We start from the raw sequence: 24,440 nt of genomic DNA, 5'->3' as shown, positions 1-24,440 counted from the left end.
CTTTTTTTGTTCACAGATTCATTGAATTGATTGTAAAGGATAAGAACGTCGCAAATGCACTCCATAAAAAATAAGGCAAAAGAAGATAGCTTGCGGCTCTGCTGTATTTTTTGGCAATGATCAGTAATACGATTGCTGTGATGGCGACAAGCAGGCAGTCAAGCGATGCAGCCAGCAGATTTTTTTGCGTAAATTGGAAATAGCTGAAGGCTTGATTGAGCACGTAATTTATCAAAAGTGTAAACCAAAAGCTTTTCGCACCTTTAAATGAAAACGCAGCATATACAATGGCTGCTGAAAGGGAGATCAGGGCAAACAGGATGGCCCAAATGATGCCGATCGCAGTTCCGCTTGGCGTCCAGTCCGGTTTTTTCAATGAATTGTACCATTCTTGGTCCACAGGAAACAGGTAGCCTGCGGCTGAAAACAGCGCATATGTAATCACAAAAACGGCTAAAGCGCCGACAATCTTTTTCATATTTGCAACCTCCGCATGTATTTATTTACCCTTTATCTTATAAAGATCAAACCCCCGATATGCGGGGGAAATGATGGTCTTAAATAAGCTGCTGCAATGCGTTTGCTTTAATGCGTTCATATTCAAAAGCTGATTCTAATTCTTCCTTCGGTAAAGCAGACTTGCGGACGTATTTTTCGCGAATGACATCGTAAAGCTCGTAAGGAAACAGCATATCAATAAACATGACTTGTTTTTGTTCTTCAGTTAATGGGGCTCTGGATTCGTATGCGTTCAGCATGACATGAAATGTTTCTTCATCCCAAACGCCCGTCGTATCCAAAAGCGGAATAATCATTTTGCGCAAATCGCGAATAGGCAGATCAAATGAAACGGTATCTAAGTCAATGACCCAAATCTGTTCATTTTCCCCTAAGAGTGTATTTCCGGTTCCGTAATCCTGGTGGCAAAGGTTAGGGCTTTTTTTCAGCTGTTCAGTCCATGGAACATAGGTCGACTGCAAAAGCCGGTCTTTGATGCGCAGCCCGTCTTCAATAAAGCCATCTATCTCCTGAAGATAAAACTGTGAGAAAGGATCTTCTTTTTCCGCCTCCGCCATCAGTTTCCACGTTTCCATCTGTTTGCATCGTTTCGTGTAGTGATTCGGCCAGCGACCTAATTTGGTAAATACGGGAACGCCATTTGGCGGCTGATATCCGACGGAAGCTGTATGAAAATCAGCAAGGCCTTTCATGATAAACTCCAAGTCCTGCTTTACAGTCAGCTCAAACGGTCTTCCTTCGATCCAGTCATATACGACAAATAGAAATGAGCCGTGCTTAGAATATAGGCTACCTTTTTTGTTTGGGAGTATGCCAGGAACATTCATGCCTTTTTTTGCTAAATAGTCCTGCGCGAAAATGGAAAACAACGCTTTCTTTTCTGGCCTGTGTATTCGTTTTAGACAAACCGCGCCGGAGTCTGTGTGGACCTTCCAGACAAGCGCCATCTGGTTTCCCTGAATGACGTCTATTTTTTCAGCCTGCACATCCCATCCTTGAAGCACATTTTCAGCCAGCTCCGTTAATTTTTTTGCATCTTCTGCTGATAAAGGAAGCTCTGATGAATTCCCCTCCTCAATGACTTCATGGTTTTCTGCCATTAAAGGACACATCCTTACCTGTTTTACTCCTACCTTATGAATCAAAAGGAAAAAATGATTGAGTTATTTGACTATATTTAATAGATGAATCTGGTTGTTTACCCGTTTTGTTTTTAGGGCAGTCCCATTCCGCACAAGTTGGTTGTTCAGCCGTATCATGATTCTAACTAGTTAAAAATCATGCAGGAATGGAGGCTATGTATGAAAATAGCACTGATCGCCACAGAGAAGCTTCCTGTCCCATCGGTTCGAGGAGGCGCCATTCAAATCTACCTCGAAGCGGTTGCCCCTTTAATTGCCAAAAAACATGAGGTGACTGTGTTTTCTATTAAAGATCCGAATCTCGCTGATAGAGAGAAGGTAGACGGTGTCCATTATGTGCATTTGGATGAAGACCGTTATGAAGAAGCCGTTGGAGCAGAGCTGAAAAAGAGCCGTTTTGATCTTGTGCATGTTTGTAATCGCCCAAGCTGGGTTCCGAAATGGAAGAAACAGGCGCCGGATGCTGTTTTTATTTTAAGCGTTCACAATGAAATGTTCGCTTACGATAAAATCAGCCAGGCGGAAGGCGAGATTTGCATCGACTCCGTAGCGCAGATTGTTACGGTCAGCGATTATATCGGACAGACGATCACAAGCCGTTTTCCGTCAGCACGATCAAAAACAAAAACGGTGTATTCCGGTGTGGATTTAAAAACGTACCACCCTCGCTGGACGAATGAAGGGCAGCGAGCTCGCGAAGAGATGCGAAGCGAGCTGGGGCTTCACGGCAAAAAAATCGTCTTGTTTGTCGGCCGGCTTAGCAAAGTCAAAGGCCCGCACATATTATTGCAGGCTTTGCCGGACATCATTGAGGAGCACCCCGATGTCATGATGGTGTTTATCGGGTCAAAATGGTTCGGAGATAATGAATTAAATAACTATGTCAAACATCTTCATACCCTTGGTGCGATGCAAAAGGATCATGTCACATTTATTCAATTTGTGAAGCCAAAGGACATTCCGCGCCTTTATACCATGTCAGATGTATTTGTATGCTCTTCGCAATGGCAGGAGCCTTTAGCAAGGGTGCATTATGAAGCGATGGCTGCGGGACTTCCTATTATTACAAGCAATCGGGGAGGCAATCCAGAGGTCATAGAGGAAGGGAAAAACGGCTACATCATTCATGACTTTGAAAATCCTAAACAATATGCCGAACGCATCAATGATTTGCTGAGCAGCTCAGAAAAGCGGGAACGGCTTGGGAAATACAGCCGCCGTGAGGCAGAAAGCAATTTCGGCTGGCAGAGGGTGGCTGAAAATCTGCTCAGCGTCTATGAAAAGAACAGATAGAAGGGGTGAACAGAGTGTACCAAAAAGAGCATGAAGAACAGATTGTGTCCGAAATTCTCAGCTATTATCCTTTTCATATTGACAATGTGGCGCTGAAATCGAACAAAAGCGGACGCAAAATCTGGGAAGTCGAAACTGATCATGGCCCAAAGCTGCTAAAAGAAGCGCAAATGAAACCGGAGCGGATGCTTTTTATCACTCAGGCACACGCCCATTTACAAGAGAAAGGGCTGCCGATAGCGCCGATTCATCAAACAAAAAATGGCGGTAGCTGCTTGGGCACGGATCAGGTTTCTTACAGCTTATATGACAAAGTAACAGGAAAAGAAATGATTTACTATGATGCAGAGCAAATGAAAAAAGTCATGTCATTTGCCGGCCATTTTCATCATGCCTCAAAAGGATATGTTTGCACAGATGAAAGCAAGAAGAGAAGCAGGCTGGGAAAATGGCATAAATTGTACCGATGGAAGCTGCAGGAACTTGAAGGGAATATGCAGATCGCGGCATCCTATCCTGATGACGTATTTTCGCAAACTTTCTTAAAACATGCTGATAAAATGCTGGCAAGAGGAAAAGAAGCTCTTCAGGCGCTTGATGACTCAGAATACGAAACCTGGACAAAAGAAACGCTCGAGCATGGCGGATTCTGTTTTCAGGATTTTACATTGGCACGTTTGACAGAGATCGAAGGGGAGCCTTTTTTAAAGGAGCTTCACTCAATTACCTACGATTTGCCGTCAAGAGACCTTCGTATTCTGCTGAATAAAGTGATGGTTAAGCTTTCTGTATGGGATATTGATTTCATGGTTGCACTGCTTGCGGCCTACGATGCAGTGTATCCGCTCACAGAAAAACAGTACGAGGTACTTTGGATTGATCTCGCGTTTCCGCATTTGTTCTGTGCAATCGGGCACAAATATTATTTGAAGCAAAAGAAAACGTGGTCAGATGAGAAGTATAACTGGGCGCTGCAAAACATGATTTCTGTTGAAGAATCTAAAGATTCGTTTTTGGATAAACTGCCGGAACTGTATAAAAAGATAAAAGCGTATCGGGAGGCGAATTGACATGAGGTCATCGAGACAAAAAGCCTCTATTTCTAAACTGGATCTCGACCAATTCGTATTTACACCGCCTGGACCGATGGGGTGGCAGGCTCATGACTCAATCTCAGCTGAGAAGGAAGAAGAGGAGAAGCATTTAGATGTGGGCAGCATTCGAGAGCTCCCTCACATCAATGCACCGAAAGAATATCAAGAAGAAACGAAGGAAAAGGAAACAGATTACAAAATCGTCGATGATGAAGAAGAAACAAAATTCGAAACCACTCTGGAGCCTGAGGAGGAGCGTGATTCGAAACGCTCAGCGCCCCCATATGAAGAAGAGGATGAAGATGAAGAACCAGACTTAGCGGAAGAAGCTAGAGTGGAAATCATCATTCTTCCAAGTGAATCTAAACCAGCTCCATGGTTTTCTCAAACCGTAAAGCGCAAGGCATAAAGTCATATTTATGCCTTTTTTCATGTTCTCTGCAGCAAAAAAACAGCCCGTTTTGCAACACGAGCTGTAGGTTTTATGTTTTTGCTTTCACAAAAAGCTGATTGATAGATGATAAATCAAAATTTTGCGTCAGAAAAGGCGGCGGAAATTGTTTGTTTTTCGGAGTGAGAACGGATTGGTAAACAGTATTGAGCCTTTTGGCCGCATGGGTAAAGGTAAATAAAGCTTCTACATGCTGTCGGGCGTTTTTTGTCATTTTGCTCATTAATTCTTGATCTGTAAAGGCTCTGTCAATTGCTTTTGCAAATGAAGAAGGTTTGTTGTATCTGTCGATGACAAGGCCGGTGACTTCGTCTTTTACGACTTCTCCGTTTCCGCCCCGGTTTGTGGTAATTAAGGGCGTGCCGGCCGCCATTGCTTCATAATTCACACGGGCGAGGGGTTCGTTCCACTGAGAGCTGCACACAAATACATCTGCCATCAGAAAAAGGTTTGGGATGTCGTCAGCGGGAATGAATTTTGTAAAAATTATGTGGTCTCTGTATGGCAGCGCCAGCGTGCGCAGATAGGTTACATATTGGTTTTCGCTGTCATCGCTGAACCACTTCCCGCCTGCTATGACCAGTACTGCATCAGGGTGCTGCTGCAAAATCCTTCTCATGCTGTGAATGAGAAGGTGAGGTCCTTTTGTCGGGCTTAAGCGGCCGGCGAATAAAATAACTTTTTTATCTTCAATACCGTATTTTTTCCGGTATGTTTTTCTGACAGCCGAGCCTTTCATCGTCCAGACGGGCGGATAAGAGTTTAAATCAACGCCGGAGTACACAACTTTTGTGATGTCCTCAGCTTCAGGAAAACGTTCAATGACGGTTTGTTTAATAAATTCGCTCACAGTTGTGATCATGGAGACATTGTCGAGTACTTCTTTTCCTTGCGCGAAGGTCATCTTTTTTTCAGAAAACATTTCGTTATGCAGGCTCAGAACGATCTTGCTGTTTGGTGAGGCTTTTTTATATAAAGAGACATTTAAAGGCCTGTTGAACACATGAATGAGGTCAAAGGAAGAGGCTCGCAGCTCTTCGGCTACCGCCTCGCGGTAATGTTCTTTTGGCAGATGGATATAATGTACGCCGTCTTTTGTTTCTCTTTTTGGAAGCGCTGGATCTTCTATTGAAAAAATGGTCAGGTCGTACCTGCTGCTGAAATAGGGCGTGACACCGTCAATCATCATTTGAATAGCGCCGCCGCGTACTGCGGGCGCTGGCAGCTTTTCTGTACAGATAAAGGCAAGCTTCATTTTTATTCCCCCTGATACAGCGACGATAAATAGGCGATTTCGTTGGTCAAGCCATCCTTTAAGGATGTGGCGGGATTATAATGCAAGAGCTGTTTTGCTTTTGAAATATCCGCCCACGTGTTGCTCGGTTCCCCTGCTATTTTGTCCGAAAAGTGCAGTGTTGCTTTTCTGCCGGAAATATCCTCAATGAGAGAGACAACCTTTAAGACTGAAGCACGCTCTGCGCCGCCGATATTTACTGTTTCACCAATAAGGCGGGGTTTCCCAAGAACAGCGGTGATGCCTTTGACACAGTCGCCGATATAAGTGAAATCTCTTGACTGCTGCCCATCACCGAAGATGGTAAGCGGCTTTTGCTGAAGGTGCTGCTTAATGAGCCGGTGAAAAGCCATATCCGGCCGCTGTCTTGGCCCGTATACGGTAAAAAAACGGAGAATCACAATTGGAATGCCAAAGCTCTGTTGATACACATGGCAAAGCTTTTCTCCCGTAAGCTTTGTTACCCCGTACGGAGATAAAGGGGAAAGCGACGTGTTTTCGCTGACTTTTCCTTGTTTTTCGCCATAGACGGAAGAGGTGGATGCAAAGACGAACGTTTGAATAGAATGTTCCCGGCACGCCTCGAGGAGCCTTTGGAGCGCTTGGATATTATGTGCGGCATATGGGTGAAAATGATTGCCCCAGCTTGAGCGGACACCCGGAATGGCCGCCAAATGAAAGATGACGTCCACTTCTTCCAGTAAGGGCGAAAGATCCGCTGTCAGCAGATTTTCCTTTATGAACGTAAATCGTTTTTCTTGCAGCAGGGTTTTAAGGTTTTTTAATTTTAAGGAAAATGGAGTAGGACCGATAAAGTCATCGATTCCGATAACGTTATGTTTCTTATCTTTTAGTAATTCTTCGCAGAGGTGGGAGCCGATAAAGCCTGCTGCTCCTGTGACGAGTATTTTCATGGACGGCCAACTCCCGTACAGATCAGGCCGCAAGCCTCGATCAGTTCTTTTTTCAGTACGTTGCGCCCGTCAATCACAAGACGCCCTTTCATGATATCTGCAGCCTTTTTCCAATCAAACGCTAAAAACTCAGGCCATTCTGTCGCCAAAAATAAAAAGTCACTCTCTTCGATCGCATCAAAAGCTTGAGAATGCTGAGTTACATGCTGCCGCAAATGTTCTGGAAGTACAGCTTCAGGATCATATGCATGAACATCACATCCCAGCTCCGCCAGCCTTTCCATCAGTCTGACAGCCTGAGAATTCCTGATGTCATCGGTATTCGGTTTGAAGGAAATGCCGAGTACAGCCGCTTTCTTGCCTTGAAGTGTTTCGAAGAATGACTGTATTTTTTTGATATACAGGCCGAGCTGGGTGTCATTAATGTGCTGCACGGCTTGGAGCAGGAGGGTCTCCGTGTTTTTTTCCTGGGCAGCAAATTGCAGCGCCTGCAGATCCTTTGGAAAACAAGAGCCTCCGTATCCGATGCCTGCCTGCAAAAAGTGTTTCCCGATCCTTGGGTCTAGACCGATAGCGCGGGAAATATCTGAGATATCTGATTGATAGGCTTCACATATGCGGGCCATTTCGTTAATGAACGAAATTTTGGCCGCTAAAAAGAAATTGTTGGCATATTTGATCAGCTCTGCTCCCGCTAAGCTTGTAACGATAAAAGGGGTATCAATGTGTTTGTAAATGGATTTGACGATGGCTGCCGATACGTGATCTTCTTCCTGAACACCGATGACTGTTTTGTCAGGATGCAGCATGTCATATAAGGCATTGCCTTCCCGCAGAAACTCCGGATTGGATACGATATTAAAGAGGTTTTTAGACACTCCGGAGGCAATCAGCTGTTTTGCTATGTTTTCATTTGTCCCGGGCGGAACAGTGCTTTTCGTAATGATGGTTTTATACGATCGGATTGCCTCTCTTAAATCACCGATGACGGACTGCAGGGCTTTCGTATCAGCTGATCCGTCCGAACGCGGCGGGGTTCCGACTGCGATAAAAATAACGGGACATTCCTCCATGCTCGATTTCACTTCAGAAGAAAACGAGAGATTGCCGCAACGAAGTATTGCATCTGAAAGCCCAGGCTCGTAAAAGGGAATGACTCCTTTTTTCAGCTGCTCAATTTTTTTGACGTCTTTGTCTGTGCATATCATGTCATGTCCGATGGATGCCAGTGCCGCTGATAGGGTTAAACCGACATACCCGGCGCCAACCACACAAATTTTCATCACCTGAGCTCCTTTACAAGATTACTGGTCATATATCAATATCCTATTAAAAAAGGGCTGGTTCGTGATTCCGCTTTCTGCCCAGTTGCTTCCGCCTAATTTCAGATGTACAAACATCGGGATGCGCTCTTGGAATATCATGTAATAAACATGAGCTGAGGGGAAAATACCATGATAAAAAAAGCGATCATTCCTGCAGGCGGATTCGGCACGAGAAATCTGCCGGTGACGAAGGTGATTCCGAAAGAAATGTTTCCAGTAGGATCTAAGCCTGTGATTCATTATCTTGTTGAAGAATTAAAGGAGTCAGGCATTGAGGACATTTTGATGGTTGTATCGAGCCATAAAAATCTGATTGTCGACTATTTTGATTCCTCTTTGGCACTTGAGGCTTTTTTGGCCTCTAAGAATAAACTGCATTTGCTTAGTGAGCATCCCATTCCGGATATACGGATTCACTATGTGCGCCAGCCTTATGCAATGGGTCTTGGCGACGCCATTTCTTTCGGAAAGCAATTTGCAGGCAAAGAGCCTTTTGCCGTCGTTTTGCCTGATGATCTGATTTTTTCCGCCAATCAGCCGGCTTTGGGGCAGCTGATTGAAGCGTATACGAAATATCAGTCCAGTGTGATCGGCTTAAAAGAAACAAAAACGGAGGATTTACATCATTACGGTGTGATAAGGGGGGAGTCTGTTGAAAAAGGGCTTTATCGCATACAGGATATTGTGGAAAAGCCTAATCAAAACCCTCCGTCTCATTTTGCCGCAGCAGGGCGTTATATTTTCACACCGGATATTTTTAATGAGCTGGAGGCATTAGAAGCTGATAGCGGAGGAGAAGTGCAGGTAACGGATGCGATAAAAGCTTCGCTCGGGGCATGTACCGTATACGGGAAATTGCTAGAGGGCGAGCGGTATGACATCGGCCTTGAAAAGGATTATCTGAAGCTGATTTACGATATGCTGAAAACGGAAAAGAACCCCCAATAATCGGGGGTTCAATCAGCGTGGAGATCGCCGAATGTGGTCATGATTCCCTCTTCGTCAAGTTCTTCTTCATAGCGCTCATGGGCTCTGCTTTGATAAACGGTAATTTCTTTTCCAGTGATATCTGTAGCGATGAAATTTTCGTAAGCCTCCGTATTGCCGATATTCTCTTCGGCATTCATCGTCATATCATCATAGCTGAGCGGAGGGTTTTCCATATCCTGCGGCGTTTGTGAGTTACCATATTTTTCGACATCCTGATAGGAATCCTCACTGTCATATGGCGCTCTGATTTCTTCATCATCATCAAATTCAAATTGCCCGAATGGTGTTTCTTCTTCAATCGGACGGTCTTTGGAAACCACGTCCTGTGAAGAATACTCCGCGAGGGTTGTGGCAGTCGGAAGCGCTTCAAGTCGTTCGAAAGGGATTTCCTTTCCGCTGACTTCACAAATGCCATACGTACCGTTTTCTATTGCCTTCAATGAATGCTCAATGTCCCGAAGGTGCTCTCGCTCATGCAAGTCTAGAGCGATGTCTTTCTCACGCTCGTAAAGTTCTGTCGCCTGATCGCCGGGATGGTTGTCGTATGCCGAAAGCTCACCCCACGAATCATAAGGAAAGGCTGAGTTAAGCTGAAAATGATCATTGTCTTTGAAACGGTTTAAGATATCTTTTTTCGTTTGTTCCAGTTCATTTTTTAAATGCTGCAACTGTTCTTTTGTAAGCAATATGATCGCCTCGTTTCTCTGTGATGCATATCTTTAGTATGAACAGATCGCCTGAGAACTTTCATAAATGGCGGTTGGAGGAATATAGGAGGTTTTCCTTTTATGGTAAGCGGATACAACCTTTGCTATCAGTGGAGAAAGAAATTTAAGCTTTGTTTCTTTTTCATTTCTGAAATTAGGTTTATAATAGGTAAGGCAGGCCATTTGGACTGCATGATCTGTGTTTGACACAAAGGAGACACAGGTGTATGGTATTAAAAGCATTTTAAGGATTATGGAGGAATGTCTCATGGTGACAACGGTGCAGCGTACGTTCCGAAAGGAAGTTCTACATGCATTACATAAAGCCAAAGAAGTCAACCATGCTGTCTTAATAAGCTATTCGAGACAAATCGAGTCTCTTGACCCTCTATCATTTTTCAATTACGGAGCAAAAAAATATACAGGCAATCGATTTTTTTGGTCAGATCCTGAAAGTGAATTGACAATAGTCGGTCTTGGCAAAGAAGCGGTTTTCCAGACAAATCAAAAAAACAGCGAGCGGTATCGTGAGGTTTTTGAACAATGGGAGCGCTTTAAAAAGACGGCTTTTCATATTTATGAAGAAGAAAAGCTGCAGCATTCTGCAGTGGGACCTGTGTTATTCGGAGGATTTTCTTTTGACCCTTGCGAAGAAAGAGGTTCACAATGGGACCATTTCTCGGAAGGGGATTTCTTTGTGCCTGCGCTTATGCTGACGATGACTGCTGAAGGCCCGTTCTTAACAGTTAACAGATGGGTAAGCGGAGGAGAAGACGCAGAAGCTGTTTTAGAAGGCTTAAAAGCTTTTGCGGCGGAATTTATGGTTCCCGATTTCAAGCAAGAAGATCAGGCTGTGATTGCAGCAGCCGAAGAGCTGGATAAGGATGATTGGCTGAAAGCAATTGAAACGGCCACAAGCCAAATTAAAGAGAAACAATATGATAAGGTTGTTCTTGCCCGAGAGCTGCTGCTCACGTTTGACGGTCCAATCCAAATTGAACCGGTGCTTAAAACGCTTCTGGACGATCAGCAGACAAGCTATGTTTTTGCAATTGAACAAGAAGGCAAAACCTTTGTCGGCGCGTCTCCGGAAAGACTGATTAAAAGAGACGGCGGCACTGTCATGTCTTCCTGTCTGGCAGGCTCCATTAAACGAGGCGTGAATGAAGAAGACGACCGCCGGATAGGCCTTGAATTATTAAACGATGAGAAAAACCTGCTTGAGCATGATATTGTGGTAGGTATGATTCATAACGCTTTTGTATCAAGCTGTTCAGAGGTTGAAAAGCCTGATGGACCTGTTTTGTACAAAACAAAAAGCGTTCAGCACCTGTTTACGCCGATTGTCGGACAGCTGCGCGAGTCTGCATCGATTTTTGACTTAATTGAGAAGCTGCATCCCACTCCGGCGCTTGGGGGAGCACCTCAGGAAAAAGCTGTTGACGTGATCAGGGAGATTGAACCGATGTCTCGCGGCTGGTATGCGGCCCCTATCGGCTGGATTGACAGCCAGGATAACGGGGAATTCGCGGTAGCCATTCGTTCAGGGCTCATCGAAGGAAGCACAGCAAGGCTGTTTGCCGGGTGCGGTATTGTGGAAGACTCGGAACCAATCTCGGAATATGAAGAAACACAGATTAAATTGAAGCCGATGATCTCTGCATTAGGAGGTGAGAGGCGTTGACAGTCAACCCGATTACTCATTACATCGGAAGTTTTATTGATGAATTCGCCCTTTCCGGAATTACGGACGCCGTCGTTTGTCCGGGCTCAAGATCTACACCGCTGGCTGTTCTTTGTGCTGCGCATCCCGATATCAGCGTCCATGTCCAAATTGATGAAAGATCTGCCGGATTTTTTGCCTTAGGTTTGGCAAAAGCGAAGCAGCGTCCCGTACTATTGATCTGTACATCTGGAACAGCCGCGGCCAACTTTTATCCGGCTGTGGTTGAAGCCCATTATTCAAGGGTGCCTATTATTGTGTTAACTGCTGATCGGCCTCATGAGCTGCGCGAAGTAGGCGCACCGCAGGCTATTAATCAGCACTTCTTATTCGGTAACTTTGTTAAGTTTTTCACAGACTCTGCTCTTCCTGAAGAGTCTCCGCAAATGCTGAGATACATCCGAACGCTGGCAAGCCGCGCTGCCGGAGAAGCACAAAAGCGCCCAATGGGGCCTGTCCATGTGAATGTGCCGCTGCGCGAACCGCTGATGCCGGATCTTTCAGATGAGCCGTTTGGAAGAATGAGAACAGGCCGTCATGTGTCTGTGAAAACGGGTACGCAGTCTGTTGACCGCGAGTCCCTGTCTGATGTGGCTGAGATGCTCGCAGAGGCTGAAAAAGGAATGATCGTCTGCGGAGAGCTCCATAGTGATGCGGACAAGGAAAACATTATTGCGCTGTCAAAAGCGCTTCAGTATCCAATTTTAGCGGATCCGCTGTCTAATCTGCGGAATGGTGTTCATGATAAAAGCACTGTTATTGATGCGTATGATTCGTTTTTAAAAGATGATGAGCTGAAGCGGAAACTCCGTCCTGATGTTGTCATTCGGTTTGGGCCGATGCCTGTTTCAAAACCGGTTTTCTTATGGCTTAGGGATGATCCGGCGATTCAGCAAATCGTGATTGACGAGGATGGGGGGTGGAGAGACCCGACACAGGCAAGCGCGCATATGATTCATTGTAATGCGTCTGTTTTTGCTGAGGAGATCATGGGAGGCCTTACTGCTGCTGCCAGATCCTCAGAGTGGCTGGAAAAGTGGCAGTTTGTCAATGGGCGGTTCCGCGAGCATCTGCAAACAATCAGCAGTGAAGATGTTTCGTTTGAAGGCAATCTCTATCGAATCCTTCAGCATCTTGTGCCTGAAAACAGCTCGCTGTTTGTGGGAAACAGCATGCCGATCAGGGATGTTGATACGTTTTTTGAAAAGCAGGACCGCCCTTTCCGGATTTATTCAAACCGGGGAGCAAACGGGATAGACGGTGTCGTCTCCTCTGCCATGGGGGTATGTGAAGGAACAAAAGCGCCTGTTACCCTTGTGATTGGAGATTTATCTTTTTATCACGATTTAAACGGCCTGCTGGCGGCCAAAAAGCTGGGTATTCCTCTTACTGTGATTCTTGTCAATAATGACGGAGGAGGGATTTTCTCCTTTTTGCCGCAGGCTTCTGAGAAGACACACTTTGAAGATTTGTTCGGCACACCGACAGGGCTCGATTTCAAGCATGCGGCTGCACTTTACGGCGGAACGTATTCATGCCCGGCTTCTTGGGATGAATTCAAAACAGCTTACGCGCCGCAGGCAGACAAGCCCGGACTCCATTTGATTGAAATCAAAACGGATCGCCAATCAAGAGTCCAGCTTCATCGCGATATGCTGAATGAGGCTGTGCGGGAAGTGAAAAAACAATGGGAACTGTAAACATAACGGTATCAGATGGTGTCCGATATGCAGTGGCAGACGAGGGGCCGAATGCTTCCGAAGCCGTCGTCTGTCTGCACGGGTTTACCGGCAGCAAACAATCATGGACTTTTCTTGATGAGATGCTGCCTGATTCCCGCTTGATCAAAATTGATTGTTTAGGGCACGGGGAAACCGATGCCCCGCTGAATGGGAAAAGATACAGCACAAGCCGGCAAGTTTCTGACCTTGCCGAGATTTTTGATCAATTAAAACTTCACAAAGTGAAATTGATTGGGTATTCTATGGGAGGAAGGCTTGCTTACTCTTTCGCGATGACATATCCCGAGCGGGTATCGGCACTTGTGCTTGAAAGCACGACGCCGGGGCTCAAAACACTTGGGGAACGGCGGGAACGAATTATGCGGGACCGGAAGCTTGCTGATTTTATTTTACGAGACGGGCTCAAAGCGTTTGTTGCGTATTGGGAGAATATCCCTTTGTTTTCATCTCAGCAGAGGCTGGCTGAAGATATTCGGCACAGGATACGATCGGGCCGTCTGCGGAACAATAAGATTGGGCTTGCGAACAGTTTAACCGGCATGGGCACCGGTTCACAGCCTTCCTTGTGGAGCCGTGTAGAGGAAATAGATGTTCCTGTGCTTCTGATCTGCGGGGAGTGGGACGAAAAATTTTGCGCCATCAATCAAGAGGTGCATAAGATGCTTCCTTCTAGTAGAATAGAGATTGTTCCAAAAGCAGGACATACGGTCCATGTGGAACAGCCGCGATTGTTTGGTAAAATAGTGAGTGAGTTTTTGACAAGCATCTGACTCATTCACATAGAGAATAAAAGGAGGTCATCATATGGCTGAATGGAAAACAAAACGGACATACGATGAGATATTGTATGAAACGTATAATGGCATTGCAAAAATAACAATCAACCGACCTGAGGTACATAATGCGTTTACCCCTAAAACGGTTGCTGAAATGATTGATGCGTTTGCTGACGCAAGAGACGACCAAAACGTTGGGGTTATCGTGCTTGCCGGTGCAGGGGACAAGGCATTTTGTTCTGGCGGAGACCAAAAAGTGCGTGGCCACGGTGGATATGTAGGAGACGACCAGATCCCTCGTCTTAACGTATTGGATCTTCAGCGTTTAATCCGCGTCATCCCGAAACCGGTTGTTGCGATGGTGTCCGGATATGCGATCGGCGGAGGCCATGTGCTTCACATCGTATGTGACTTGACAATTGCTGCGGACAACGCAATTTTCGGACAAACAGGACCTAAAGTGGGAAGCTTCGATGCAGGTTACGGTTCTGGCTACCTGGCTCGAATTGTAGGACATAAAAAAGCACGTGAAATCTGGTACCTATGCCGTCAGTACAACGCACAGGAAGCACTGGACATGGGTCTTGTCAACACAGTCGTTCCTTTGGAACAGCTTGAAGAAGAAACGATTAAATGGTGTGAAGAAATGCTTGAAAAAAGCCCGACCGCACTGCGCTTTCTTAAAGCTGCGTTTAACGCGGACACAGACGGACTTGCTGGAATTCAGCAGTTTGCAGGGGATGCTACCCTTCTTTACTACACAACAGATGAAGCAAAAGAAGGCCGTGATTCCTTTAAGGAAAAACGCAAACCTGATTTCGGACAGTTCCCTCGTTTTCCGTGATCAGCAATACCTAGTAAACCAACAGCTTGAGACTTTGCGGTCCAAGCTGTTTTCTTTTCGATATAGACATTTTACCTCGGAGATGATGACATGCTGACAGAACAGCCCAACTGGCTCATGCAGCGGGCACAGCTGACACCTGAGAGAATCGCTCTCATCTATGAAGACCAAACCGTGACATTTGCAGAATTATTTGCCGCGTCTAAGCGAATGTCGGCACAGCTTGCCGCTCATTCGGTTCGGAAAGGGGATACTGCGGCTATTTTGCTCCAAAACCGTGCGGAAATGGTATACGCCATTCACGCTTGTTTTTTGCTTGGTGTTAAGGCGGTGCTTTTGAATACGAAGCTGTCAACACATGAAAGGCTGTTTCAGCTGGAGGATTCGGGATCCGGCTTTTTATTGACAGATTCAAGCTTTGAGAAGAAAGAATATGAACACATCGTTCAAACGATTGATGTGGATGAACTGATGAAAGAAGCAGCAGAGGAAATTGAAATCCAGGCTTATATGCAAATGGATGCAACGGCAACGCTGATGTATACGTCGGGTACGACAGGAAAGCCCAAGGGAGTTCAGCAAACGTTCGGAAACCATTATTTCAGTGCGGTGTCGTCCGCTCTTAATTTGGGTATAACAGAACAAGACCGCTGGCTTATCGCATTGCCGCTCTTTCATATCAGCGGATTGTCCGCATTATTTAAATCTGTGATCTATGGAATGACTGTCGTGCTTCACCAGCGTTTTTCCGTAAGCGATGTGCTGGATTCTATCAACAGGCATGAAGTGACAATGATATCTGCGGTGCAGACTATGCTGGCCAGTCTTTTGGAAGAAACAAACCGCTGCCCTGAATCCATCAGATGCATTCTTCTCGGCGGCGGTCCTGCACCGCTGCCATTGCTTGAGGAATGCCGTGAGAAAGGATTCCCTGTCTTTCAGTCATATGGAATGACAGAAACATGCTCGCAAATTGTTACCCTGTCGCCGGAATTCAGTATGGAAAAGCTCGGATCTGCGGGGAAACCGCTGTTTTCGTGTGAAATCAAAATAGAGCGGGACGGACAGGTATGTGAACCGTTTGAACACGGTGAAATCATGGTCAAAGGCCCGAATGTCATGAAAAGCTATTTTAACCGGGAGAGCGCAAACGAAGCCTCTTTTCAAAATGGCTGGCTGAAAACAGGTGATCTTGGTTATTTGGACAGCGAAGGCTTTTTATATGTATTAGACAGACGTTCAGATCTGATCATATCCGGCGGAGAAAACATTTATCCGGCCGAAGTGGAGTCAGTGCTGCTTTCACACCCCGCTGTGGCCGAAGCCGGGGTTTCAGGGGCTGAGGACAAAAAATGGGGGAAAGTGCCTCATGCCTATCTTGTCCTTCACAAGCCTGTGAGCGCAGAAGAATTGACTGCTTACTGCAAAGAACGCTTGGCGAAGTATAAAATTCCGGCAAAATTCTTTGTGCTTGACCGCCTGCCGCGCAATGCGTCTAATAAGCTCTTGCGAAATCAGCTGAACGATGCGCGTAAAGGAGAACTGCTATGATCGAAATAGAAAAAATCACGCTTTACCATTTGAGCATGAACTTAAAGAAACCGTTTAAAAACAGTATCGAAACGCTTCAAGAGCGTAAATTTCTGATCGTGGAAGCCATTGATACATCAGGTGTCACAGGCTGGGGAGAAGTTTCTGCTTTCTCTTCGCCTTGGTACACCGAGGAAACCATTGGAACATGTTTGCATATGCTAAAAGATTTTTTTATCCCAAATGTCGTCGGCCGTGAATTCAATCATCCTTCAGAAGTGCCGGACAGCCTGGCGCGTTATAAAGGAAACCGGATGGCAAAAGCGGGACTTGAATCGGCTGTATGGGATATCTATGCCAAAAAGAAGGGCGTATCCCTTGCTGAGGCATTGGGCGGAACAAGAGATAAAGTCCCTGCCGGCGTGGTAGTCGGACTGGCGCCTCTTGACGATATGCTGAAGGAAATAGAGAGCTATCAAAAAGAAGGTTATCAAAGAATAAAAATTAAAATTCAGCCTGGGCAGGATGTGGAATTGGTCAAGGCCATCCGCAGCCGATTCCCAAACATCCCGCTTATGGCCGATGCCAATTCCTCTTACGAATTGAAGGATATCAGCCGCTTAAAGGAGCTTGATGACTACCATTTAATGATGATTGAGCAGCCCCTTCAATCCGACGATATCGTTGACCACCGCCACCTGCAGAAACATTTGAAAACGGCCATTTGCCTTGATGAGAGCATTTGTTCAGTTGATGATGCGAGACGGGCAATTGAGCTAGGAAGCTGCAAAATTATTAATATAAAACCTTCTCGTGTCGGCGGCTTAACAGAAGCCTTAAAAATTCATGATTTATGCAAAGAGCATCATATGCAGGTTTGGTGCGGCGGAATGCTGGAAACAGGTATATCAAGAGCGCAGAACGTGGCGCTTGCTTCACTGCCTCAATTCACAATACCTGGCGATATATCTTCATCCTCACGCTATTGGGATGAAGATATTGTAACTCCTGATATTCGTATTGATAATGGATTTATTTGTGTGTCAAAACAGCCTGGTTTAGGGGTTGAGGTAAACCAAGACATTATGCGAAAATATGTAACCAAAATGGATGTTTTCACACAGCATGGTTAAGAAAAAAGCATTTTGCTATTTTGAATAAATGACACTGTGCTGTTACAGTAAAAGTGTTCGTTGAATACATCCCTTCTCGTTTGGACCGGCTGCTGACTCAGCCGGTTTTTTTATGTAAATTAACTTGACAAAAATGGTCAAACGCGATAATTTTGCACAAGGGAAACTTTTTGTCCTGTGTAAATAAAACATGCTTTTGGCTAATTTAATGTCACATGTCTAAGAACTGACAACATAAGATAAAACAATCGGACATTGATGGCAAAGAGGAGGAGAAATATGAGACGAGGGCTGATGGCAGCAGTACTTTTTGCGACCTTTGCTTTAACGGGATGCGGAACGGATTCAGCCGGAAAAAGCGCTGATCAGCAATTACAAGTGACAGCGACAACATCTCAAATTGCCGATGCAGCAGAAAACATCGGAGGTAAGCATGTAAAAGTCATCTCTTTAATGGGACCGGGGGTTGATCCGCACCTTTACAAAGCTTCCCAAGGTGACACGAAAAAATTAATGTCTGCCGATGTTGTTCTGTACAGCGGGTTGCATTTGGAAGGGAAAATGGAGGATGTCCTCCAAAAAATCGGCGAACAAAAACAATCGGCGGCAGTAGCTGAGGCCATTCCGAAAAATAAGCTTATTCCCGCGGGGGAAGGCAAGACGTTTGATCCCCACGTCTGGTTCAGCATTCCGTTATGGATCTATGCGGTGGATGAAATTGAAGCGCAATTCAGCAAAGCAATGCCTCAGCACGCAGATGCCTTTCGGAAAAATGCCAAAGAGTACAAAGAAGATTTGCAATATTTAGATAAGTGGTCGCGTCAGGAGATCGCACATATTCCGGAGAAAAGCCGTGTGCTTGTGACTGCTCATGATGCGTTTGCGTACTTTGGGAATGAGTATGGATTTAAGGTAAAAGGCCTGCAGGGACTCAGCACAGATTCGGACTATGGATTAAGGGATGTTCAGGAGCTGGTTGATCTTCTGACAGAAAAACAAATAAAAGCTGTGTTCGTAGAAAGCAGTGTATCTGAAAAATCAATCAATGCAGTGGTGGAAGGCGCTAAAGAAAAAGGCCATACAGTCACAATCGGCGGTCAGCTTTATTCGGATGCCATGGGTGAAAAGGGCACAAAAGAAGGCACATACGAAGGAATGTTCCGCCACAATATCAACACGATTAGTAAAGCGCTTAAATAAAGAAAAGAGGTGAAGGATATGTTCCCTGTTGAACTTGATAATGTGACGGTTGCTTATCATAAAAAGCCTGTACTACAGGACATTTCGCTGCAGGTGCCGGAAGGAAAACTTATTGGCATTATCGGCCCAAACGGCGCGGGAAAATCAACCTTGATCAAAACGATTCTCGGTCTTGTGCCCCGTGCTTCCGGAGACATCTCTATTTACGGCAAAGACTATAAGGATCAGCGGACCAGAATCGGATATGTTCCGCAGCGCGGCTCGGTTGACTGGGATTTCCCCACAAGCGCGCTCGATGTCGTCCTAATGGGAAGATACGGGAGAATCGGTTTATTAAAGAGGCCAAAGAAAGCGGATGTGGAGATGGCGAAGGCCGCATTAGCAAAAGTCGGGATGCTTGATTATGCGAAGAGGCAGATCAGCCAGCTGTCAGGCGGCCAGCAGCAGCGAGTGTTTCTTGCCCGGGCACTCTGCCAGAACGCTGACATTTATTTTATGGATGAACCGTTTGCAGGTGTCGATGCAGCGACGGAGCGCGCGATTATGACGCTGTTGGCAGAACTCAAAGAAAAAGGAAAAACCGTGCTTGTCGTCCATCATGATCTGCAGACCGCCGAGGATTATTTCGATTGGATCTTACTGCTTCATTTAAGAAAAATCGCTTTCGGACCGGCGGAAAACGTTTTTACGATCGAAAATCTGCAAAAAACATATGGAGGAAGGCTTACGTTTTTAAAAGATAAAGTGCTGGCAGAAGGACATAAGGAGTGAGCGCAATGTTTGAAAGTTTGTGGCTTCAGCTTCAGCATCCGAATACACAGTGGGTGCTGGCCGGTACGCTTTTGCTCGGGACGGCAAGCGGTGTTTTGGGCAGCTTTGTGCTGCTGAGAAAGCAAAGTTTAATCGGCGATGCGATGGCCCATTCAGCTCTGCCGGGAGTGTGTCTCGCTTTTCTGTTCACCGGGCAAAAATCACTGCCTTTCTTTTTACTGGGTGCGGCGCTCGCCGGACTGCTCGGAACGTTTTGTATTCAGCTGATTCCGCGGCTTTCAAAAACAAAGGAGGACTCGGCGATCGGGATTGTTCTTTCTGTGTTTTTTGGCGTCGGGATCATTCTGCTGACATATATTCAGCAACAGGGGGCGGGAAGCCAAAGCGGGCTTGATTCTTTTTTATTCGGCCAGGCTGCTTCATTGGTCAGGCAGGATATCATCCTTATTGCAGGAATATCCGCTGCTCTACTGCTCCTATGTATTGTTTTCTTTAAGGAATTTACATTGATTACTTTTGATCTCGCGTTTGCAAAGGGATTAGGAATCCCGGTGCGTTTTTTAAACGGGCTTTTGGCTTGTCTGATTGTCTGTGCTGTCGTCATTGGGCTTCAGACTGTTGGTGTGATATTAATGGCGGCTATGCTGATTACACCTGCCATAGCTGCGAGATATTGGACCGAACGATTAACCGGGATGATCGTCATTGCCGGGATTACAGGCGGGGTCAGCGGCGTGGCCGGAACCCTGCTTAGCACCACGATGAAGGGAATGGCGACAGGGCCATTAATGATCTTATCTGCAACGCTGCTCTTTCTTTTTTCAATGATTTGCGCGCCTAAGCGGGGATTGGCTGCTAAAGCCATAAGGCTGATGAGGCTGCGGCGCAAAACAAGCAGGGAGCAAGTGCTTTTGGAGATTTATGAACAGTATGAAAAGAATAATCTTTGTGTAACTGTTGAAAGTGTAAGAAAGAAAAGACGCCTATCCCCTTCATTATGCCTTAAGGCATTAAATGACTTGGAACAAGAGAGGTGCATTGAGCGTATCGAAAATGGGATTTGGCAAATCACAAGCAAAGGGATAGAAAAAGGCTATCACACAGCTTTGAAGCAGCGGATGTATGAAGTGTATCTCATGCATGAAATGGAACTTGCCAATATAGAATCCGATCAGGACTGCTTTGACCCAGACCGTTTACCGAGAGAAACGAGAGAGCGGCTTTATTCACTCTTAAAGCTGTATGGACGGATGCCTGAGCGTCGAAAAGCGTCTCATGATGCCGAGAAGGGACAGATCGCAAATGAGTTTTGAAGCATGGATTATAGCTACCGGTGTATTAGTCGGTGTAAGCTGCGGATTGATCGGCACATTTCTTGTGCTGAGAAGCATGGCGATGCTGGCCGACGCAATCAGTCATACAGTGTTGCTTGGCATTGTCGGCGCTTTTCTAGTGACGGGAAGTCTCGACGGGATTTCTATGTTTATCGGCGCAGCCGCAACCGGTCTGTTAACGGCTTTCTTGGTTCAGCTTCTTCATAGCAAGGGGGTTCAATCAGATGCTGCCATAGGAGTTGTGTTTACATCTTTATTTGCAATCGGGGTTATTTTGCTTTCTGTGTATGGAGCGAATGTCCATCTCGATATTGAGCACTCGTTAATGGGAGAAATCGCTTTTGTGCCGTGGAATACGATGACGGTATTCGGGGTTGATATTGGGCCGAAAGCGTTTTGGATGCTGGCATCTGTTCTGGTTTTAAACGTAGTGTTGATCAGTGTGTGCTATAAGGAGTTTAAAATCGCTTCGTTTGATCCTCAAATGGCTTTAGCCTTGGGAATACCGGTTCTGCTCATTCATTACGTGCAAATGGGCATGCTGTCCCTGACGACTGTTGCTTCCTTTGATTCGGTGGGGGCCGTATTGGTTGTGGCCATGCTGATTGTTCCGCCGGCTGCGGCACATTTGCTGACAGACCGGCTTCTTTATATGCTGATTCTCAGCGCGTTGATTGGCGGGCTGTCGGCGGTCATGGGCTATTTCTTCGCAACGTGGCTTAATGTTTCGATTTCAGGAGCGATGGCGGCCATGACAGGTGTATGTTATGCAAGCGCCTTTTTGTTTTCACCTGCAAACGGGGTCATAACTAAAAAGCTGAGAACACTCAACATGCAAAAAGAAAGAGCTGGCTGACGCAGCTCTTTCTTTTAATTACAAATCATGCGGCTTAAACGTTTTGCAGTCTGTTTCCCGGCTGTTTTCAGCCGTTTCACCAGTATGGCTGACAACATAAATGGCATCAGCGGTGCATTTGTTACCTTTGCCCCAATAAGAACAGTTGTTGACCTCACATAGAATTTTCTGCTCCATGCCATCCCCTCCTTATAAAGGTTCTGGATTAGTATAGCCGGCTGGCTTGCCCTCTATTCCTCCTGGCGGATATAGCGTTTATCTCGCATAAACATTTTCCAGAAGAAATAAAAGCCCGGAAATAGAATGATAAATGCAACGATATAAGTCGCAAACAGCGCCCTGAACGTTGCTGGCTCTGTGAAGCCTGACATGACTGTCACATCAGGATAAATCATATACGGAAGATGCGCCCGCCCGTACGCGTAGCTTGCGAGAAAATACTGTATCCCAATCGCGACAAGTGCAAGCCGCGGTTTTCCAATGTTTTGCCCAAAGCTCTTATTAGGCAGAAAAAGGGCGATTCCAGCAATGACAAATGTAATAAACGATGCAATAATCCAAGTAAAATCATTCAGCATTCCGCTGTACAGCCAGTTAGCTTCATTCCGCATTGTCACCATGATGCATACAGCAAACAACAGTGAAATCGGGCCGGTAATCAGGGCGCTTTTTCTGTAGGCTCGGTACGCATCCTGTTCCTCTGCCACATTTGAAACATCTGCAAGCAGCAGCGAGGACAAAAATAAGGTGCTTAAAATCGCAAACCCGATAAATGAATAGGCGTTGGGGCTTGAAAAGATTTTAGACATATTTAAGTTATAGATTCCATCCGTTTTTTCTATAAACCCTCCGTGTGTCACAGGAAGCACCAAAATTAAAATAGCAGGAATGATAAAGCCGGAGATGCCGGAAATATATCTTAGCGTTTTCCGCTCCTTTGCTGTATTTGAAAAAACGAGAAATCCGCTTCGAATCGCTAAAAGCAGCAAAATCATGCTTCCGGGAATTAATAAAACGGTTCCGAGCACAAATGTCGCGCCGGGGAAAAAACTGAAAAGCGCCACGACGATGGCCACAATAAAGACGTTTGTGACCTCCCAAGTCGGGGACAAAAAGCGATTCGCAATATCGGTGGCCTTCATATGCTCCTTGTTTAAATAGATCATAGACCAAAATCCCGCTCCAAAATCCATTGTCGCCATGACGGCGTAAATAAACACAAAGCCCCAGATAATTGAGATGGCGATCAGAGCGTCAGTTGAAATCTCCATTTGTACGATCTTCCTTCCATTTGGTTTCCTGTTTGCGGAGCCATTACGACTCCGCTGTATTTAAATCTTCGTCAACCGGGTGCTTGCGGAAATAATACAGCAGCACGTAGACAACAGCTGCGCCTAACACGGCATAAACAAATGTGAAAAATAAGAACAGCACCCCGATCGAGCCAGTCGTTGTTACGACATCTGACGTTTTCAGCAGATGATAGATGACCCAAGGCTGCCTCCCCGTACATGCGAAAATCCAGCCGAATTCAATGCCGATGAGACTAAAAGGGCCTGCTGTCATGAAAATGACCAAAAGCCACGTTGGGAAACGGTCTTTCTTGAGCACCTTTCTCCAGATCACTCCGATAATGGAATAAAGAATAAGCAGCATGCCTACACCGACCATCGCATTAAACAGCGTGTGAATGAAAAGCGGCGGCCATTCATCTCTCGGAAATGCATTTAATCCCTTTACAACAGTGTCAAAACGGTTCGCTGCCAAAAAGCTTAAAGCCCATGGAATCTCGATTGCCCATTTTACTTTTTCTTCATTCGGGTCGGTAAAACCGCCGATAGCGAGCGGGGCGTGGGATCTTGTTTCAAACAGGCCTTCCGCACCGGCTAATTTTTCGGGCTGGTATTCGTACAGCATCTGTGCAGATTCGTGTCCGTTCAAAGCGGTCAGCAATGAAAAAATACCGCCGATCGTCAGTGCGAGCAAAAGGGCTTTCCGGTGAAAGCGATAGACCTTTTCCTTTTTCCTCGTCCGGATCATTTTATATGCTGCCACAGAAGCCACGATAAACGCACCGGTCATAAACGCGGACAGCACGACATGGCCGGCAGTGATAAAAAAGCTAGGATTAAAAAACGCAGCCCACGGGTCAACATCTGTAATTTTTCCGTTTAAAATTTTAAAACCGGCGGGCGTTCCTTCAAAAGCGTGAACATTCGTAATCAGAACAGCTGATGCTGCTGCCCCGACTAACACAAAGAAAACAGCAACAATCCTCATTGCAGGTGACAAACGGTCTGCAGCGTATACATAAATCGACATGAAAAGGGCTTCAACAAAAAAAGCATAGATTTCAATTTGAAATGGCAGGGACATGACCCGGCCGATGACTTCCATAAATCCCGGCCATAAAAGCGCGAGCTGAGTGCCCGCGATCGTTCCGGTCGGTATGGCGACCCCCAGCAAAACGGCTTGTGCTTTCGTCCATCTTTTCGCCATAATCGCATAATGGTCATCTTTCGTTTTTTGATAGATCAATTCCGCCACTAAAATCATGAGCGGGAGACCGACTCCAAGCGTTGCGAAAATGATATGAAAGCCCATTGTCGTGCCAAAGAGGCTTCTGGCCAAAACTAAATCATCCACAATCGTAAACCACCTTTCTAAAAAGACGTTCTGTATGTATTTTGGGTTTATTATTTGCTTCCTCGGTTAGATTATTCTTCCTATTCTTAAATGCCATGAGGTTTACGATGTGAAAACAGAGGGAAGGATATAAGAAGATTGACAAAACGTTTGTAA

At 45.7% G+C, this 24,440-nt stretch carries 23 protein-coding genes; 14 read left to right on the top strand and 9 right to left on the bottom strand.

Annotated features, from left to right (window positions below; all coding sequences use genetic code 11):
• Nucleotides 1-10: 10 nt before the first annotated feature.
• A complete protein-coding gene (locus NYE56_RS15460; protein WP_003229024.1) occupies nt 11-478 on the bottom strand; it encodes a TspO/MBR family protein in 468 nt (155 codons plus the stop codon).
• Nucleotides 479-557: 79 nt separating this feature from the next.
• The gene (cotI, locus tag NYE56_RS15455; protein ID WP_341284064.1) at nt 558-1,631 is read right to left on the bottom strand and encodes a spore coat kinase CotI; all 1,074 of its coding nucleotides are present in this window, start codon (nt 1,629-1,631) and stop codon (nt 558-560) included.
• A gap of 189 nt (nt 1,632-1,820) precedes the next feature.
• Here cotI and cotSA point away from each other — a divergent pair, with 189 nt between their 5' ends.
• From cotSA to NYE56_RS15440, 3 genes are read left to right on the top strand one after another with little or no spacing between them, the layout of a single operon-like run.
• Nucleotides 1,821-2,954 (top strand): spore coat protein CotSA, encoded by a 1,134-nt coding sequence (gene cotSA, locus NYE56_RS15450; RefSeq protein WP_341284063.1) that lies wholly within the window; start codon nt 1,821-1,823, stop codon nt 2,952-2,954.
• 14 nt (nt 2,955-2,968) lie between these two features.
• Nucleotides 2,969-4,024 (top strand): spore coat putative kinase CotS, encoded by a 1,056-nt coding sequence (gene cotS, locus NYE56_RS15445; protein ID WP_341284062.1) that lies wholly within the window; start codon nt 2,969-2,971, stop codon nt 4,022-4,024.
• A gap of 1 nt (nt 4,025) precedes the next feature.
• A complete protein-coding gene (locus NYE56_RS15440; protein WP_123372847.1) occupies nt 4,026-4,457 on the top strand; it encodes a hypothetical protein in 432 nt (143 codons plus the stop codon).
• 73 nt (nt 4,458-4,530) lie between these two features.
• Here the strand turns inward: NYE56_RS15440 and NYE56_RS15435 are convergent, their stop codons facing one another.
• Genes NYE56_RS15435 through NYE56_RS15425 form a run of 3 tightly spaced genes read right to left on the bottom strand, consistent with a single transcriptional unit; the run spans nt 4,531 to nt 7,990 of the window.
• Nucleotides 4,531-5,754, bottom strand: a complete 1,224-nt coding sequence (locus NYE56_RS15435; RefSeq protein WP_076458306.1) for a glycosyltransferase family 4 protein — start codon at nt 5,752-5,754, stop codon at nt 4,531-4,533.
• A 2-nt stretch (nt 5,755-5,756) separates the two neighbouring features.
• Entirely contained in the window at nt 5,757-6,707 is a 951-nt protein-coding gene (locus NYE56_RS15430; protein WP_341284061.1) for an NAD-dependent epimerase/dehydratase family protein, read from the bottom strand.
• Nucleotides 6,704-7,990: a UDP-glucose dehydrogenase family protein gene (locus NYE56_RS15425; protein ID WP_341284060.1), complete on the bottom strand. Its 1,287-nt coding sequence runs from the start codon at nt 7,988-7,990 to the stop codon at nt 6,704-6,706. The genes NYE56_RS15430 and NYE56_RS15425 overlap by 4 nt, the downstream gene beginning before the upstream one ends.
• A 171-nt stretch (nt 7,991-8,161) precedes the next feature.
• Between NYE56_RS15425 and NYE56_RS15420 the strand changes: the two genes are divergently transcribed.
• Nucleotides 8,162-8,980: a UTP--glucose-1-phosphate uridylyltransferase gene (locus tag NYE56_RS15420; RefSeq protein WP_341284059.1), complete on the top strand. Its 819-nt coding sequence runs from the start codon at nt 8,162-8,164 to the stop codon at nt 8,978-8,980.
• 8 nt (nt 8,981-8,988) lie between these two features.
• Here NYE56_RS15420 and NYE56_RS15415 read toward each other — a convergent pair whose 3' ends face one another.
• Nucleotides 8,989-9,708 (bottom strand): yteA family sporulation protein, encoded by a 720-nt coding sequence (locus NYE56_RS15415; RefSeq protein ID WP_335451173.1) that lies wholly within the window; start codon nt 9,706-9,708, stop codon nt 8,989-8,991.
• A gap of 289 nt (nt 9,709-9,997) precedes the next feature.
• On the opposite strand from NYE56_RS15415, the gene NYE56_RS15410 reads away from it, so the two are divergent.
• The 10 genes from NYE56_RS15410 to mntD all read left to right on the top strand — a co-directional run bounded on the left by NYE56_RS15410 (nt 9,998) and on the right by mntD (nt 21,638).
• Nucleotides 9,998-11,413, top strand: coding sequence for an isochorismate synthase (locus NYE56_RS15410; protein WP_015251378.1), 1,416 nt, complete (start codon nt 9,998-10,000; stop codon nt 11,411-11,413).
• Nucleotides 11,410-13,152 carry a 2-succinyl-5-enolpyruvyl-6-hydroxy-3-cyclohexene-1-carboxylic-acid synthase gene (gene menD, locus NYE56_RS15405; protein WP_341284058.1) on the top strand — a complete coding sequence of 581 codons (1,743 nt, stop codon included), beginning with the start codon at nt 11,410-11,412 and terminating at the stop codon, nt 13,150-13,152. The genes NYE56_RS15410 and menD overlap by 4 nt, the downstream gene beginning before the upstream one ends.
• Nucleotides 13,140-13,964: a 2-succinyl-6-hydroxy-2,4-cyclohexadiene-1-carboxylate synthase gene (gene menH, locus NYE56_RS15400; RefSeq protein ID WP_015714575.1), complete on the top strand. Its 825-nt coding sequence runs from the start codon at nt 13,140-13,142 to the stop codon at nt 13,962-13,964. The genes menD and menH overlap by 13 nt, the downstream gene beginning before the upstream one ends.
• A 34-nt stretch (nt 13,965-13,998) precedes the next feature.
• Complete coding sequence (gene menB, locus NYE56_RS15395; protein ID WP_003229054.1) at nt 13,999-14,814, top strand: 1,4-dihydroxy-2-naphthoyl-CoA synthase; 816 nt, start codon at nt 13,999-14,001, stop codon at nt 14,812-14,814.
• A 90-nt stretch (nt 14,815-14,904) separates the two neighbouring features.
• Nucleotides 14,905-16,365: an o-succinylbenzoate--CoA ligase gene (locus NYE56_RS15390; RefSeq protein WP_341284057.1), complete on the top strand. Its 1,461-nt coding sequence runs from the start codon at nt 14,905-14,907 to the stop codon at nt 16,363-16,365.
• Nucleotides 16,362-17,477: an o-succinylbenzoate synthase gene (menC, locus tag NYE56_RS15385; RefSeq protein ID WP_341284056.1), complete on the top strand. Its 1,116-nt coding sequence runs from the start codon at nt 16,362-16,364 to the stop codon at nt 17,475-17,477. Before NYE56_RS15390 ends, menC begins: the two co-directional genes overlap by 4 nt.
• A gap of 279 nt (nt 17,478-17,756) precedes the next feature.
• A complete protein-coding gene (gene mntA / locus NYE56_RS15380; RefSeq protein ID WP_341284055.1) occupies nt 17,757-18,677 on the top strand; it encodes a manganese ABC transporter substrate-binding protein/adhesin MntA in 921 nt (306 codons plus the stop codon).
• Nucleotides 18,678-18,695: 18 nt separating this feature from the next.
• Nucleotides 18,696-19,448 (top strand): manganese ABC transporter ATP-binding protein MntB, encoded by a 753-nt coding sequence (gene mntB, locus NYE56_RS15375; protein ID WP_014480635.1) that lies wholly within the window; start codon nt 18,696-18,698, stop codon nt 19,446-19,448.
• A 5-nt stretch (nt 19,449-19,453) separates the two neighbouring features.
• Nucleotides 19,454-20,761, top strand: a complete 1,308-nt coding sequence (gene mntC, locus NYE56_RS15370) for a manganese ABC transporter permease MntC (protein ID WP_341284054.1) — start codon at nt 19,454-19,456, stop codon at nt 20,759-20,761.
• Nucleotides 20,751-21,638, top strand: a complete 888-nt coding sequence (gene mntD, locus NYE56_RS15365) for a manganese ABC transporter permease MntD (protein WP_076458300.1) — start codon at nt 20,751-20,753, stop codon at nt 21,636-21,638. The genes mntC and mntD overlap by 11 nt, the downstream gene beginning before the upstream one ends.
• Before the next feature lie 18 nt (nt 21,639-21,656).
• Here mntD and NYE56_RS15360 read toward each other — a convergent pair whose 3' ends face one another.
• The 3 genes from NYE56_RS15360 to NYE56_RS15350 are packed head-to-tail and all read right to left on the bottom strand — an operon-like array spanning nt 21,657 to nt 24,284.
• Nucleotides 21,657-21,815: a DUF1540 domain-containing protein gene (locus tag NYE56_RS15360; RefSeq protein WP_003229069.1), complete on the bottom strand. Its 159-nt coding sequence runs from the start codon at nt 21,813-21,815 to the stop codon at nt 21,657-21,659.
• Between the two features lie 53 nt (nt 21,816-21,868).
• Complete coding sequence (locus NYE56_RS15355; RefSeq protein WP_014477746.1) at nt 21,869-22,909, bottom strand: cytochrome d ubiquinol oxidase subunit II; 1,041 nt, start codon at nt 22,907-22,909, stop codon at nt 21,869-21,871.
• 43 nt (nt 22,910-22,952) lie between these two features.
• Complete coding sequence (locus NYE56_RS15350; protein WP_032726463.1) at nt 22,953-24,284, bottom strand: cytochrome ubiquinol oxidase subunit I; 1,332 nt, start codon at nt 24,282-24,284, stop codon at nt 22,953-22,955.
• Nucleotides 24,285-24,440: the final 156 nt, after the last annotated feature.

This window comes from Bacillus sp. FSL R5-0603 (genome assembly GCF_038050295.1).
GTDB classification, from domain to species: domain Bacteria; phylum Bacillota; class Bacilli; order Bacillales; family Bacillaceae; genus Bacillus; species Bacillus subtilis.
The sequence above is the reverse complement of the archived record's forward strand: the minus strand, read 5'-3'. Positions and strand labels throughout refer to the sequence as shown.

Coding starts and splice junctions, on each gene's coding strand:
- NYE56_RS15425 (WP_341284060.1), bottom strand. CDS start 7,990: ATGAAAATTTGTGTGGTTGGCGCCGGGTATGTCGGTTTAACCCTATCA.
- mntA (WP_341284055.1), top strand. CDS start 17,757: ATGAGACGAGGGCTGATGGCAGCAGTACTTTTTGCGACCTTTGCTTTA.
- menH (WP_015714575.1), top strand. CDS start 13,140: ATGGGAACTGTAAACATAACGGTATCAGATGGTGTCCGATATGCAGTG.
- cotI (WP_341284064.1), bottom strand. CDS start 1,631: ATGTGTCCTTTAATGGCAGAAAACCATGAAGTCATTGAGGAGGGGAAT.
- cotSA (WP_341284063.1), top strand. CDS start 1,821: ATGAAAATAGCACTGATCGCCACAGAGAAGCTTCCTGTCCCATCGGTT.
- NYE56_RS15460 (WP_003229024.1), bottom strand. CDS start 478: ATGAAAAAGATTGTCGGCGCTTTAGCCGTTTTTGTGATTACATATGCG.
- mntC (WP_341284054.1), top strand. CDS start 19,454: ATGTTTGAAAGTTTGTGGCTTCAGCTTCAGCATCCGAATACACAGTGG.
- NYE56_RS15420 (WP_341284059.1), top strand. CDS start 8,162: ATGATAAAAAAAGCGATCATTCCTGCAGGCGGATTCGGCACGAGAAAT.
- NYE56_RS15435 (WP_076458306.1), bottom strand. CDS start 5,754: ATGAAGCTTGCCTTTATCTGTACAGAAAAGCTGCCAGCGCCCGCAGTA.
- NYE56_RS15355 (WP_014477746.1), bottom strand. CDS start 22,909: ATGGAGATTTCAACTGACGCTCTGATCGCCATCTCAATTATCTGGGGC.
- mntB (WP_014480635.1), top strand. CDS start 18,696: ATGTTCCCTGTTGAACTTGATAATGTGACGGTTGCTTATCATAAAAAG.
- NYE56_RS15430 (WP_341284061.1), bottom strand. CDS start 6,707: ATGAAAATACTCGTCACAGGAGCAGCAGGCTTTATCGGCTCCCACCTC.
- menB (WP_003229054.1), top strand. CDS start 13,999: ATGGCTGAATGGAAAACAAAACGGACATACGATGAGATATTGTATGAA.
- menC (WP_341284056.1), top strand. CDS start 16,362: ATGATCGAAATAGAAAAAATCACGCTTTACCATTTGAGCATGAACTTA.
- NYE56_RS15410 (WP_015251378.1), top strand. CDS start 9,998: ATGGTGACAACGGTGCAGCGTACGTTCCGAAAGGAAGTTCTACATGCA.
- NYE56_RS15360 (WP_003229069.1), bottom strand. CDS start 21,815: ATGGAGCAGAAAATTCTATGTGAGGTCAACAACTGTTCTTATTGGGGC.
- NYE56_RS15390 (WP_341284057.1), top strand. CDS start 14,905: ATGCTGACAGAACAGCCCAACTGGCTCATGCAGCGGGCACAGCTGACA.
- mntD (WP_076458300.1), top strand. CDS start 20,751: ATGAGTTTTGAAGCATGGATTATAGCTACCGGTGTATTAGTCGGTGTA.
- NYE56_RS15440 (WP_123372847.1), top strand. CDS start 4,026: ATGAGGTCATCGAGACAAAAAGCCTCTATTTCTAAACTGGATCTCGAC.